The 12118-nt window shown below is 65.1% G+C and carries 13 protein-coding genes; 2 read left to right on the top strand and 11 right to left on the bottom strand.

All coding sequences use genetic code 11. The features are described from left to right. Positions 1-2 precede the first annotated feature (2 nt). Complete coding sequence (locus GBJ34_RS11625; protein WP_151719445.1) at positions 3-734, bottom strand: 3-oxoacid CoA-transferase subunit A; 732 nt, start codon at positions 732-734, stop codon at positions 3-5. Positions 735-854: 120 nt separating this feature from the next. Here GBJ34_RS11625 and GBJ34_RS11620 point away from each other — a divergent pair, with 120 nt between their 5' ends. Continuing rightward, positions 855-1628 (top strand): IclR family transcriptional regulator domain-containing protein, encoded by a 774-nt coding sequence (locus GBJ34_RS11620; RefSeq protein ID WP_151719444.1) that lies wholly within the window; start codon positions 855-857, stop codon positions 1626-1628. Between the two features lie 29 nt (positions 1629-1657). On the opposite strand, the gene GBJ34_RS11615 is transcribed toward GBJ34_RS11620, so the two are convergent. Further along, the gene (locus GBJ34_RS11615; RefSeq protein ID WP_151719443.1) at positions 1658-3430 is read right to left on the bottom strand and encodes an FAD-dependent oxidoreductase; all 1773 of its coding nucleotides are present in this window, start codon (positions 3428-3430) and stop codon (positions 1658-1660) included. Positions 3431-3482: 52 nt separating this feature from the next. Further along, positions 3483-4556: a maleylacetate reductase gene (locus tag GBJ34_RS11610; RefSeq protein WP_151719442.1), complete on the bottom strand. Its 1074-nt coding sequence runs from the start codon at positions 4554-4556 to the stop codon at positions 3483-3485. Between the two features lie 88 nt (positions 4557-4644). Here GBJ34_RS11610 and GBJ34_RS11605 point away from each other — a divergent pair, with 88 nt between their 5' ends. Next, on the top strand, positions 4645-5595 hold the full coding sequence (locus GBJ34_RS11605; RefSeq protein ID WP_151719441.1) for a LysR family transcriptional regulator: 951 nt from the start codon (positions 4645-4647) through the stop codon (positions 5593-5595). A 6-nt stretch (positions 5596-5601) separates the two neighbouring features. On the opposite strand, the gene GBJ34_RS11600 is transcribed toward GBJ34_RS11605, so the two are convergent. The 8 genes from GBJ34_RS11600 to GBJ34_RS11565 form a co-directional block, all read right to left on the bottom strand. Beyond that, complete coding sequence (locus tag GBJ34_RS11600) at positions 5602-5934, bottom strand: hypothetical protein (protein ID WP_151719440.1); 333 nt, start codon at positions 5932-5934, stop codon at positions 5602-5604. A 7-nt stretch (positions 5935-5941) separates the two neighbouring features. Further along, the gene (locus GBJ34_RS11595; protein WP_226341143.1) at positions 5942-6778 is read right to left on the bottom strand and encodes an intradiol ring-cleavage dioxygenase; all 837 of its coding nucleotides are present in this window, start codon (positions 6776-6778) and stop codon (positions 5942-5944) included. 20 nt (positions 6779-6798) lie between these two features. Then, on the bottom strand, positions 6799-7824 hold the full coding sequence (locus tag GBJ34_RS11590) for a branched-chain amino acid ABC transporter permease (protein ID WP_226341142.1): 1026 nt from the start codon (positions 7822-7824) through the stop codon (positions 6799-6801). A 4-nt stretch (positions 7825-7828) separates the two neighbouring features. Beyond that, a complete protein-coding gene (locus GBJ34_RS11585; RefSeq protein WP_151719437.1) occupies positions 7829-8692 on the bottom strand; it encodes a branched-chain amino acid ABC transporter permease in 864 nt (287 codons plus the stop codon). Beyond that, positions 8689-9402: an ABC transporter ATP-binding protein gene (locus GBJ34_RS11580; protein ID WP_151719436.1), complete on the bottom strand. Its 714-nt coding sequence runs from the start codon at positions 9400-9402 to the stop codon at positions 8689-8691. Before GBJ34_RS11580 ends, GBJ34_RS11585 begins: the two co-directional genes overlap by 4 nt. Further along, on the bottom strand, positions 9399-10118 hold the full coding sequence (locus GBJ34_RS11575; protein ID WP_151719435.1) for an ABC transporter ATP-binding protein: 720 nt from the start codon (positions 10116-10118) through the stop codon (positions 9399-9401). Before GBJ34_RS11575 ends, GBJ34_RS11580 begins: the two co-directional genes overlap by 4 nt. Positions 10119-10279: 161 nt before the next feature. Further along, positions 10280-10840 carry a flavin reductase family protein gene (locus tag GBJ34_RS11570; protein ID WP_151719434.1) on the bottom strand — a complete coding sequence of 187 codons (561 nt, stop codon included), beginning with the start codon at positions 10838-10840 and terminating at the stop codon, positions 10280-10282. A 54-nt stretch (positions 10841-10894) separates the two neighbouring features. After that, on the bottom strand, positions 10895-12115 hold the full coding sequence (locus GBJ34_RS11565; protein WP_151719433.1) for an acyl-CoA dehydrogenase family protein: 1221 nt from the start codon (positions 12113-12115) through the stop codon (positions 10895-10897). Between the last annotated feature and the right edge of the window lie 3 nt (positions 12116-12118).

Genomic DNA, 12118 nt, shown 5'->3' with positions numbered 1-12118 from the left:
TGTCAGGCCTCCAGCGGATAGGTGGCATGGGCGCGGTTCAGGTCTTCTTCCTGATGCGGATTGGCGACCTGCACCACCTTCTGCACAAAGATGCCGGGGGTCACGATGCCCTCGGGGTCCAGATCCCCCGCCGCGACAATGCGGCTGGCCTGCACCACAGCCACGCGCGCGGCCATGCACATCAGCGGGTTGAAGTTCCGCGCCGCCGCCCGATAGGTCAGGTTGCCATAGGGATCGGCGCTTTCGGCCTTGACCAGCGCGTAATCGGCCTTCAGCCAGCGTTCGCGCACATAGGGCCGCCCGTCAAATTCTTCGACATGCTTGCCCTTGGCCAGATCGGTGCCATAGGAAGTCGGCGTATAGAAGGCCGGAATCCCGGCCCCGCCCGCGCGGATCCGTTCGGCCAGCGTGCCCTGCGGCACCAGCTCCAGGTCGATCTTGCCCGCCAGATACATTTCGGTGAACACCACCGGATCGGCCGAGCGCGGGAAAGAGCAGATCAGCTTTGCCACCATCCCTGCCTCGATCAACGCGGCCAGACCGATATGGCCATTGCCCGCATTGTTGTTCACCACGATCAGCCCCTTCGGGTGGCCGGTGGCGCGAAAGCGGTCGATCAGCGCGTGGATCAGCTCGATGGGCGCACCTGCCCCGCCAAAGCCGCCGATCATCACGGTCATGCCGTCCTCGATCCCTGCCACCGCCGTGGCAAGGTCTGCGACTGTCTTGTCCATGTGAAGTCCTCTTCTCGTCCGGGGGCCCTGCCCCGATCCGGTTTCAGGGATAGGGCCGGCCGGGCTTGCGGTAAATCCATCTCGTGCGATATAGCATATTTGTTTACATATCGCACAACGATGAGGGCAGACTTGGCCATAGCTGAACGCGACATGATGAGCGGCCTGTCCAAAGGTCTTGCCGTGATCGAGACCTTCTCCGCCGAACGCCCGCGCCAGTCGATTGCCGAGGTCGCCGCCGCCTCGGGGCTCGATCGTGCCACGGCGCGGCGCTGCCTGCTGACGCTGGCGCATCAGGGCTATGCCGATTGGGACGGCAAGTTCTTTACGCTGACGCCGCGCGTGCTGCGGCTTGGCACCGCCTGTCTGGCCACCATGCCGCTGCCGCAGATCGTGCAACCCTTCCTTGATGCGCTGTCGGATCAGATCGGCGAAAGTTCGTCGGTGTCGATCCTTGATGGGGCCGAGATCGTCTATGTCGCCCGTGCGGCACAGCAAAAGGTGATGTCGATTGCGCTGATGCCCGGATCGCGCCTGCCGGCGCATTGCACCAGCATGGGCCGCGTATTGTTGGCGGCATTGCCAGAGGCTGCTGCCCGCGCCCTGCTTGGACCCGGCCCGCTGGCCGCGCGCACACCACTCACCCTGACCGAGCCCGAGGCGGTGATGGCAGCACTCACCCGCATCCGCGCGGAGGGACACGCGCTGAACGACCAGGAGATCGAGACCGGCCTGCGCTCTATCGCCGTGCCGGTGCAGGATGCGCGCGGACGGGTGGTGGCCGCGATGAATATCGGGGTTTCCGCCGCCCGCGCCACACCGGACGAGATGCGCGCGCGCTTCCTGCCCGCCCTGCAAGGCGTGCAGGACAGTTTGCGCAAGATGCTGCGATAAGGGAGAGCAAAGCCCCCCTTAACTGACGTTCAGCGATCCAGAACCGCGCGCAATACGCGGGCCAGATCGGCCTCGGGTGCCGCGCTCATGCCGGTGGCGCGCCATGCGACATGGTGATCGGGGCGCACCAAAAGGCAACCATCGTCGCGGATCTCCGACAGGCGCGCCCATTCGCCGCTGTGATCGACATGCGGCTGGCGCGGCCCGATGACATGCACCACCAGATCAAGGCCCAGCTCTGCCGCGACCGCCTGCGCCGCCTGCGCCCATGCCTCGCCGCCCAAGCCCGTCAAAAGGGTGAAACGGCCATGCCCGCACAGATCCAGTGTCGAGACCTCGGCCCCGTTGTCATGACGATAGAGCCAGACATGCGGCAGACGCGCGCCCGGCCATGTGGTGGGCTGCGCATGAAGATCGGCATCCAGCTGGAACGCCGGCTCGATCTGGCCGTCGGTCACCACCGCGCCGGAGCGGTAACGCTGGTTCATCTCCACCCCATGGGCGTCGAATTCGTATTTCTTGAAGGCAATGGCCTTGCGGATCGCGGCGCGCTGCGCCTCGGCCTCGGGCGTGCCTTCGGTCCGGGCCTGCAGGTTCTTCTGCATCTGTTCGGGGCTTACACCTTCGGCCATACCAAGCGCGGCAAAGATCGGCCCGGTCTCGGCGATGGACTGGTTGGCGCGGGTCACGATCTGCTTGGCGATCGGCGCGCGTTCGGTGTCATAGCTGTCCAGCAGCCGCGTGCCCGCCTGCCCCTTCAGCACCATGGCCAGCTTCCAGGCCAGGTTGAACGCATCCTGGATCGAGGTGTTGGAGCCAAGCCCGTTCGACGGCGGGTGGCGGTGGATCGCATCGCCCATGCAGAACACCCGGCCCTCGGCGGTGCGGGTGGCGTAATAGTTGTTCACCGTCCAGACATTGGCGGCCAGCAGTTCGATCTCCAGATCCGGGTCGCCGATCAGCTGACGCGCAACGCCGGTGGCGAATTCCGGCGTGACCTCGGGTTCCGGCCCGTTGATGTCATAGCCCCAGACGATCAGCCATTCGTTCCAGGGCCGCACCATCCGCACCAGCCCCATGCCGATGCCACCGACATCGGCCCCCGGCTGCATGACCCAGTAGAGAACCGAAGGGCGGTGGGCGACATATTTCGTGAGGTCCGCACGAAACAGGATGTTCATGCTGCCGCCAACACCCATCTTGCCCTCAAAGGGCAGGCCCGCATGTTCGGCCACCAGCGATTTCGCGCCATCCGCGCCGACAAGGTATTTGGAGCGGATGGTGATTTCCTTGCCCGTCAGGCGATCCAGACAGGTGGTCGTCACCCCCGTCGCGTCCTGTTCGTGGCGCAGATATTCGGTGGACATGCGCGCCTGCGTGCCGCGCTGGCAGGCGGTCTTGAACAGCAGGGGCTCCATATAGGTCTGCGGCAGATCGTTCATCCGCGTGGGCGAGGACATCAGATGTTCGGCGCGCGACAGCGGATGATTGCCCCATGCCTTCATCCGGCCGATTTCCTCGCCGGCAAGGCTTTCGCAGAACACGTTCTCGCCCATCAGATCCTGATGCGCCGCGAACATATAGGCCTCGTCCTCGACCTCGCGGCCCAGATCGCGCAGCACCTCCATCGTGCGCTGGTTGGTGATATGCGCGCGCGGCGTATTGGCCAGCCAGCGATAGCGGTTCACCACCATATTGGCGATGCCGTAGCTGGACAGCAGCGCCCCCGTGGCCGAGCCCGCAGGCCCGGTGCCGATGATCAGGACATCGGTGCTGATGTCTGCGCTTGTCTTGTCTGCCATGGGGTCCTCTCCCTTTGGTCGATGGCCGGGCCTCCCGCCCAAGGCCCGGATGTCAGATTGCGGGGGCTTGCCCGGCCCATGCCGCTTGCAGCAACGCGCGGATGCCCTCGCGCGTGACAGGCCGCGGGTTCCAATATGGGTTGGCCGAGGCCAGATCGGCGGCGCGGTCCAGATCGGTTTCGCTCAGGCCCAGATCGCGCAGCGCCATCGGCGCGCCCGCATCCTTGCCAAAATGCCACAGGCCAAGGCCCGCATTGCCATGGCCGAACAGATCAGTCACCGGCGCAAGCAGATCCGGCACGGCGGCGGCGTTAAAGGCGATGGCATGAGGCAGGATCACCGCATGGGTTTCGGCATGGGGCAGATCGAAACTGCCCCCCAGCGTGTGGCAAAGCTTGTGATGCAACGCCATGCCGACCTGCCCCAGCACCGTGCCGCAAAGCCAGGCGCCATAAAGCGTCTCGCCCCGCCCCGACACGCCCTCGGGCTGCGCCATCACCTTGGGCAGACTGTCGCGAAAGGCCCGAAGACCTTCCACCGCCATCAGGGATGACAGGGGCGAGCGGTCGCGGGCATAAAGCCCCTCGGCCGCATGGGCCATGGCATTGAGGGCAGAGGTCACGGTCATCGCGACTGGCAGGCTGGTCACCAGTTCGGCGTCATACAGGATCACCTCGGGCTGGACCGCCGCACTGGTCAGCGTGGTCTTCACCCCGTTTTCAGTCTGGCCCAGAATGCCCGTAGCCTCGGACCCGGCATAGGTGGTGGGCACCACGATCTGCGGCAGATCGGTGCGTAGCGCGATGGCCTTGCCCAGACCCGTGGTCGAGCCGCCCCCGACCGAGATCAGCACATCGGCCTGCAATTCCCGCGCAAGCGCGGTCGCCTCTTCCGACACGTCGACCGGCGTGTGCATCGCGGCCTTGGTATAGCGCCCGACCGCGCGCGGCCCGCACAGCGCCGCAAACTCATCCGCCATCGCCGCCTGATGCGGCGTGGTCAGGATCAGCGCGCGCTTTGCGTCAAGTGCATCGATCTCTTCCGCCAGCGATTTGCGGATCCCGGCACCAAAGCGCACGCGGACAGACGCGCTGCGCGCGGTGAACTCATCGCGGAAAAAGGACATCGGGTTCCTCCCCTGTATCGAAGTGAAATCTAGCCCCGGGCAATATAAATATTGATCGGAAGATCGAGTCATTATATGCCTTTAAGGCATGAAACTGGACAGCGAACATCTTGAGATCCTCGCCGCGATCGTGGAACGCGGCGGCCTCACCGAAGGGGCTGAGGCGCTTGGCAAATCGCAGCCCTCGGTCTCGCGCTCCATGGCGCTTCTGGAAGAACGTATCGGCCTGCCGCTGTTCGAGCCGGGCCGTCGCCCGCTGCGCCCGACCGAACTGGGCGCAAGCCTTGCGCGCCTCGGTGCCCGCATCCATGCCGCGAACAAGGAAGCCAGCCTGCTGGTCCAGCGCTTTCGTCAGGGTCTGGCGGGGCGGCTGCGCGTCGGTGGGTCGCCGATCTTCATGGATGGCGTCGTGGCCTCGATGATTGCCGAATTCCAGTCGCGCCATGCCGATGTGCAGATCGACCAGTCCTATGGTTACTTCGAGCAATTGGAGGCGGGTTTGCGCAATGGCGGGCTGGATGTGGCGATCCTTCCGTTGCATCCGGGTCAGGTGCCGCCCGATCTGGATTTCATCCCGCTTCTGTCGGGCAACAATGTCATTGCCTGCCGGGCAGGCCATCCGCTGACCCGGACCAGGGCGATCACGCTGAACGATATCGCGCCCTATGCCTGGATCGCGCCGCCTGCCAACAGCCCGCTCTACCGCGACCTGCAACGGGCGCTGAAAAGCATCGGGCAAGAGGATTTCAGGGTGAACTTCTCGGGCGGGACGCTGGCCTCGATCCAGTCGGTGCTGGGCGGGTCGGATGCGCTGACCGTGCTGCCCTATTCGGTGGTGTTCCTGTCGCGCCGCTCCATGCCGCTGGAGGCGCTGCCACTCAAGATCGACCATGCCGAACGTCAGCTTGGGATCCTGAGCGTAACAGGCCGTCAGGCGCCCCCCGCTGTGCGCCAGCTGACCGGATTTCTGCAGGCCGAATGCGCGCGGCTTCAGGGACGGATGGACCATGACCAGCAGATCACCCGGCGGCGCGGGTAAGCGCGCTCATTTCAGGGCCACATAGGTTGCGGGGTCCAGCGTCGCGATCCTGACCGCAACGCTGGATCCCGACGCCTGCGCCAGTTGTCCGCGCAGCTCTGCCGCCACCGCCTCCAGCTTGGCACGGCTGCGCGCGGCGCGTGGCAGGACATGCAATTCCGCGTTCAAACATGGCTGATCGGGCAAGGCCAATACCGGCAGAACCGCGAACTGGCAGGCGGTCCTGTCCACCTCCAGCTCGGCGCAGAGCATCTCGCGCAGGCCCGGCAGCAGCGCCGCAATCGCGGGCCGCAGCGCCGGGAAATGCGCATCGTCGATGTAGATCTTCACATTTGGCATTTGGGCCTCAGGCGGGAACCAGAATGAAATCGAAAGGCGAACGCCACAGGGTGTCAGCGCCCTCCAGCCGCTCATAGGGGGCGACAAGGCTGTCCTTCACGCCGAACACCGCGTCGGAGGTCAGGTATTCATCGCCGCCGACAAAAGTATGGGTGACCAGCTTCTGCCAGCCCGGCTTGGTGACAAGGTAATGCATATGCGCCGGGCGATAGGGGTGGCGACCCAGCTGCGCCAGCATCTGCCCCACCGGACCGTCATCGGGGATCGGATAGCTGACCGGCTTGATGCCGCGAAAGGCATAGACCCCGTCCGGCCCGGTGATGAAGCGGCCCCGGTTGTTCCATTTCGGCTGGATACCCGGCTGCTGCACATCATAGAAACCGTCGGCATTGTCGGACCAGACATCGACGGTAACCCCCTCGATCGGATTGCCATCTAGATCCAGCACCCGCCCTTCAAACAGGCAGCTTTCGCCCTTGCCATCCAGACTGATATTGTCACCCATGGCACGGATCGGCGCATTCTCGACATGGAAGGGGCCGAAGACCGTGTTTTCGGTGGCCCCCTTCGGACGGCGATTGTTGATCGCATCGACCAGCATCGACACGCCTAAAGTATCCGACAGCAGGATGAATTCCTGCCGCTCGCCCGAACAGATCTGGCCGGTGCGGGTCAGAAAACCCACGGCATATTCCCATTCTGCCGGGGTCAGCGCGACATCCTTGACGAAATCATGCAGGTGCCGGGTCAGGCTGGACATGACCTCGGCCAGACGCGCATCGGTTTCGGGACCGATACGGCCATTCACGCTGGCGGTGGAATTGGCTTCGGTAAAGTAGCTCATGATCCCTCTCCTTCAAAAGATCAGTTGGCGGAACCGGCGCGCGGCGCGGCATGTGACAGCGGCAGCGGATCAAAGCCGGTCTGTTGGATAAAACTGCCCCAGAGGCCACGGCGCGCGAACAACATGATCGCGATGCCGATCAGCCCGAGGACGATCAGATAGACGGTGCCGTAATCGGCCAGAAGCCGCTCCAGCGCGTAGAAGACCAGAACGCCTATGACCGGGCCGGGCAAGGTGCCGATGCCGCCGATCACCACGATGAATATGACGAAGGCAGTCCAGTCCAGCAGCGAAAACGCCGCGTCCGGCGAGATCCGCCCGATCTGGATGAACAACAAGCCGCCGCAAATCCCGGTGCCGAAGGCGGTCAGCAGGAAGACCAGCGCCTTCAGCCGCGTGGGATCAACGCCCACAGACCGCGCCGCCACCGGATTGTCGCGCACCGCCTGCAAGCCCAGCCCCATGCGCGAGCGCAGGAAGGCAAAACTTGCGATCAGCATTACCACGACCAGCGCCAGTGCCAGCCAATAGGTCAGCGCATCGACGGCCGCGGCCTTTGATCCGCCGATCAGGGCGCGCACGGTCTCGGCCCCCCACATCTCTTGTGCGGCGCCTTTGGGCAGCGATGTGCCGGTGCCGCCGCCAAGCGCTTTCCACTGGCCAAGGCTCAGCCTTGCGATCTCGGCCACGGCCCAGGTGCCGATGGCGAAATAGGCACCATGCAGGCGGAAGGCGAAGAAGGCGACGGGCACCGACAGCGCCATGGCGACCAGCCCACCCACCAGCAGCCCCGTCAGCGGGTCCATCCCCCAAAGGATGACACAGGCAAACATCGCATAGGCCCCGATGCCGACAAAGGCCTGCTGGCCAACCGAGACAAGCCCCGCAAAGCCCGCCAGCAGGTTCCAGTTCAGCGCCAGCACCAAGAGGCACAGCACCATGAACAGATCCTGCACCAAGGCCCGGCTGCCGATCACCGGCAATGCGGCCAGAAGGGCGACAGCGATCAGCAGGATCAGGGGCAAAAGGATTTTCCGCATCATCATGGCCTCAATCATGGGCGCGCGGGAACAGCCCGCGCGGGCGCAAGAGCAGCACCGCGACAAAGGCCAGATGCCCGGCAAGGATCTGCCATTCGGGGTTCAGCGCCGCGCCAAGGGCCTGCGCAACCCCGATCACCAACCCGCCCGCCAGCGTGCCCCAAAGGCTGCCAAGACCGCCGATGATCACCGCCTCAAAGGCGTAAAGCAGGCGGGCCGGGCCGGTTGCCGGGTCGAAATTCGCCCTTGCGCCAAGGTAAAGTGCCGCAATCGCTGCCACGACCAGCGCGATGCCGGTGGCAATGGCAAAGATCGACCGGGGCCGGATGCCCATCAGCTGGGCCGTCACCGGATCATCCGATGTGGCGCGGAAGGCGCGGCCAAGCGCGGTGCGGTAGAACAACTGGTTCAGCCCCCAGATCACCAGAATGGCCGAAGCAAAGGTGATCAGCGGCATCACCCCCACTGTCACCGGCCCCAGCGGCAGCGCCTGTGCCTCGATCGGGCCCACCGGCAATTTGCGGCTATCGGCGGAAAAACCCATAAGCAGCGCGTTCTGGATCACCACCGACAGGCCAAAGGTCACAAGAAGCGGCGGCAGGATATCCTCGCCCAGCACCCGGTTCAGCAGGGCGGTCTGCAACAGCCAGCCGAGGCCGAACATCAAGGGCAGCGCCAGCACCGCCGCCAGAAATGGATGCAGCCCAAGCGCCGACCCCAGACCCAGGATCAGATAGGCCCCCAGCACGATCAGGTCGCCATGCGCCAGATTGACCAGTCGCATGATGCCGAAAACCAGCGAAAGGCCTGCGGCAAACAGCGCGTAGAGCCCGCCCAGCATCAACCCCTGAAGCAGCGTATCCAGCCAGATCATGCGTGTCTCACCCCGAAATAGGCGTCATGGATTGCCGCGCGGCTGAGGTTTTCGGGCGCGCCCGACAGGGTGATCCGGCCTTCCATCATGCAATGGACATGATCCGCCACCTTCAGCGCCTGGCTGATATCCTGCTCCACCACCACGATGGCGGTGCCGCTGTCGCGGATGGTGGGGAAGGCCGCGTAGATCTCGTGGATCACCACCGGGGCAAGGCCAAGGCTCAGCTCATCGCACAGCAGCACGCGCGGGTTCGACATCAGCGCGCGCCCGATGGCCACCATCTGTTGCTGCCCGCCCGAAAGCGCCGTGCCCGGATGCAGGCGGCGTTCGCGCAACACCGGGAACAGGTCGTAAATCCGGGCCAGCGTCCAGAAGCCATTGCCCTGACGGCTATGGGCACCGATGCGCAGGTTTTCTTCCACCGACAGGCTGGGGAACAGCCGCCGCCCTTCAGGCACCATGGCGATGCCCGCGCGCAAGATATCGGGGGCGGCCATGCGGTCGATCCGCGTGCCCGCCAGCGTGGCGCTGCCGCCGGAAACCCGGGCGATGCCGGTGATCGCCCGCATCAGCGTGGTCTTTCCCGCGCCATTGGCACCGATGATGGCAAGGGTCTGGCCTTCTTCCAGCGTCAGATCGACCCCGAACAGCGCCTGAAAATCCCCGTAATGCGCGGTCAGCCCGCGCAGGTCCAACAGCGCGGTCATGCCTCGATCCCCAGATAGATCTCACGCACTTCCGGCGCGGCCATCACGGCATCCGGCGCGCCGATCATCAGCATCCGGCCAAAATTCAGCACCATCAACCGGCTGACCACCGAGGTCAGCGCGTGCAGCACATGCTCGATCCAGATGATCGCGGTGCCCTCGGCATGGATGGCGCGGATGGTTGCGACCAGTTCGACGCATTCGGCATCGGTCAGCCCGCCCGCGATCTCGTCCAGCAGGATGACGCGGGGGCGGGTCGCCATGGCGCGGGCCAGTTCCAGCCGCTTGCGATCCAGCAGCGGCAGGCCACCCGCCTTGCGGTCGGCATGACGGGCAAGGCCGGTGCGGCGCAGGATATCCATGCAATGCGCAGGGGCCTCGGTCGCCGCAAGCCCGCCGCCGAACCGCGCCGCGACCAGCAGATTTTCATAGACTGACAAATTCCCAAAGGGCTGCGGGATCTGGAAGGATCGCCCGATGCCGCTGGCACAGCGCTGCATCGGCGTCTCATCGGTGATGTCGCGCCCGTCCAGCATCACCCTGCCCTGATCGGGGCGCAGATTGCCGGTGATCAGGTTGAACAGCGTCGATTTACCCGCGCCATTCGGGCCGATGATGCCCAAGGCCTCGCCCGGTTCCAGCGCGAAGCTGACATCGTCGGTGACGCGAAGCGCACCGAAACTTTTCGACACGCCCTGCAGCGACAGGATCGCCATGGTGTCCTCCCCTTCGGCCCGCCCTCCCCGGCGCGCCTTCCTGATCCCATCCTAGGGCAGCTACCGGGCTAAGATGATCGGATGATCGGGCCTCAATATCGCATCATGTTATGAAGTGGATCGAAGCCTTGACGGCAGGGCAGCCCAAGCCCGCAACCCGGTCAGCGAAAGACATCGCGACCGTCTTCCGCCATCAGGGTCACATCGAGATGGCCATCCGCCGCCTCGCGCAGACGGTGCCAGCGCCGGTCCAGATAGATCAGCGATTCCAGCTCTGGCGCGCCGGGGGGCTGGCCTGCCGCGCCTTCCAGCAATTCGGCCACGACCACGGTCGCGCCCTCCACCGGCAGCGCGCCCTTGATGCGGGCGCGAAACCAGGTGGCCACGCCATTGTAACGCGGCTCACCCGTTGGCAGGCGCGCCCAGTCCGTGCCGGGGCCGAAACGATCCGCCCCCGGTGTGGCGCCAAGCCGCGCCAGATCCAGATCACCATAGCGCAGCAGATGGATCACGATTCCGCCCGCCGCCAGCACTGCCGCGGTGGAGCCCGATCTTGACGACAGCGAAAACGCGACTGTCGGCGGCTCGGAACTGACCGAGATTAGCGACGAGACCGTCATCGCGACCGGCTGGTCGCCCGGATCGGCGGTAATCACCGCCACCCCGGCGGGATGGCAACGAAAGGCCTCGCGGAAGGCCTGGGAAAGCGGTTGGTCGGTCATGCGCAATGCTCCAGAACCCCGGGCCGGAACGATTTCCTGCCCGGGATATCGCAGTTACTTCTTCTCGATCAGGTCGTAGAACTGCCAGACCCGATCCGACCATTGGCCGCCGATCTCACGCCCGGCCGCGGTGACGATGGAGGGCGCGATGGTGAAGTGGTTCGCCGCCACCATCATGTCGCGGAAGGTGCGCTGGATCACGCCTGCGCGCAGCCCGGCCCCGCCCGAGGCGCGATAGGCAAAGTTGCAGACCTCGACACCGACCTCGTGGATCTGCGCCTTGGCCAGATGCACAAGGCTGACCTGACGGGTGGTCATCATCTGGCCGGTTTCGGCCAGCGCCTCGATCTCGCCCCAGACCTCCATCACAAGGGCGCGGGCGGCGCGGTAGCTGGCCTCGGCGCGGCCATAGTCGTTCCAGAACTTTTCGCTTTCGCCCAGCATTCCGGCGCGGCCGGATTTCGACCGGGCGAACGCCGCGATCTCGTCCAGCATACGGCGACCTGCGCCCATGGCCCAGCCGGTATGGCCGATGGCAGCCAGCCCCACGATGCCAAGGCTGAACAGCTCTTTCAGGCGCTGCGGCGGCGCGGTCAGGATCGGGAAGACCAGATCCTCGGCAATGAAGACATCCTCGGCCGCATAATCGATGGAGCCAGTGCCCTTCAGGCCCAGCACATCCCAGTTGCCAAGCTGCTTGTGCTCTGGGATCGGGGCATGGGCACACATGACGATGACATTGCCCGCCGCATCCTTGGCAGGTTTGCCGTTGCCGTCATCCACGAAACAGGCCGAATGCGACCAGGTGGCGTGCGAAAAGCCCGAGCCGTAGCTCCATTTCCCGGTCAGGGTGTAACCGCCCTCGACCTTTTTCAGCATCCCCAGCGGCGCGCCCTGCCCCGAGAAGCGGTTGTCGGTGCCCGGTGCGAAGAGACGTTCCACCGCGCTATCGGGCAGGAAGGCCGCCGACATGGCCCCGATGCAGCAATGCACCATCGACACCCAGCCGGCCGAGCCGGAATGATAGCTGACCGCCTCCAGCAGTTGCAGCACTTGGGTCGGGCGCATCTGCGCGCCGCCCAGTTCCTCGGTCGCCAGCAGATGCGAAAAGCGCAGCGGCTTCAGCAGCGCAAAGGTTTCCGGCGTCAGCTCACCCGCCGCCTCGTCCGAGGGGGCGTTGGCCTCCAGCTGCGGGCCGATCTCGGCGATCTGTTTCAGCACCGCGCGATAATCCACGCTGGTGCCCCAATAGCCGTGGGTCATGGGCTTGTTCATCTT

The sequence above is a fragment of the Gemmobacter serpentinus genome, assembly GCF_008973825.1.
Classification (GTDB): Bacteria; Pseudomonadota; Alphaproteobacteria; order Rhodobacterales; family Rhodobacteraceae; genus Gemmobacter; species Gemmobacter serpentinus.
Note: the sequence above shows the minus strand (reverse complement) of the source record. Positions and strands in the feature narration are given on the sequence as shown.

What these genes read in the sequence shown, in the direction of transcription:
- GBJ34_RS11600 (WP_151719440.1), bottom strand. Translation starts at nt 5,934, where the DNA reads ATGCCAAATGTGAAGATCTACATCGACGATGCGCATTTCCCGGCGCTG.
- GBJ34_RS11575 (WP_151719435.1), bottom strand. Translation starts at nt 10,118, where the DNA reads ATGGCGATCCTGTCGCTGCAGGGCGTGTCGAAAAGTTTCGGTGCGCTT.
- GBJ34_RS11580 (WP_151719436.1), bottom strand. Translation starts at nt 9,402, where the DNA reads ATGACCGCGCTGTTGGACCTGCGCGGGCTGACCGCGCATTACGGGGAT.
- GBJ34_RS11610 (WP_151719442.1), bottom strand. Translation starts at nt 4,556, where the DNA reads ATGTCCTTTTTCCGCGATGAGTTCACCGCGCGCAGCGCGTCTGTCCGC.
- GBJ34_RS11615 (WP_151719443.1), bottom strand. Translation starts at nt 3,430, where the DNA reads ATGGCAGACAAGACAAGCGCAGACATCAGCACCGATGTCCTGATCATC.
- GBJ34_RS11620 (WP_151719444.1), top strand. Translation starts at nt 855, where the DNA reads ATGAGGGCAGACTTGGCCATAGCTGAACGCGACATGATGAGCGGCCTG.
- GBJ34_RS11595 (WP_226341143.1), bottom strand. Translation starts at nt 6,778, where the DNA reads ATGAGCTACTTTACCGAAGCCAATTCCACCGCCAGCGTGAATGGCCGT.
- GBJ34_RS11570 (WP_151719434.1), bottom strand. Translation starts at nt 10,840, where the DNA reads ATGACCGACCAACCGCTTTCCCAGGCCTTCCGCGAGGCCTTTCGTTGC.
- GBJ34_RS11605 (WP_151719441.1), top strand. Translation starts at nt 4,645, where the DNA reads ATGAAACTGGACAGCGAACATCTTGAGATCCTCGCCGCGATCGTGGAA.
- GBJ34_RS11585 (WP_151719437.1), bottom strand. Translation starts at nt 8,692, where the DNA reads ATGATCTGGCTGGATACGCTGCTTCAGGGGTTGATGCTGGGCGGGCTC.
- GBJ34_RS11565 (WP_151719433.1), bottom strand. Translation starts at nt 12,115, where the DNA reads ATGAACAAGCCCATGACCCACGGCTATTGGGGCACCAGCGTGGATTAT.
- GBJ34_RS11590 (WP_226341142.1), bottom strand. Translation starts at nt 7,824, where the DNA reads ATGATGATGCGGAAAATCCTTTTGCCCCTGATCCTGCTGATCGCTGTC.
- GBJ34_RS11625 (WP_151719445.1), bottom strand. Translation starts at nt 734, where the DNA reads ATGGACAAGACAGTCGCAGACCTTGCCACGGCGGTGGCAGGGATCGAG.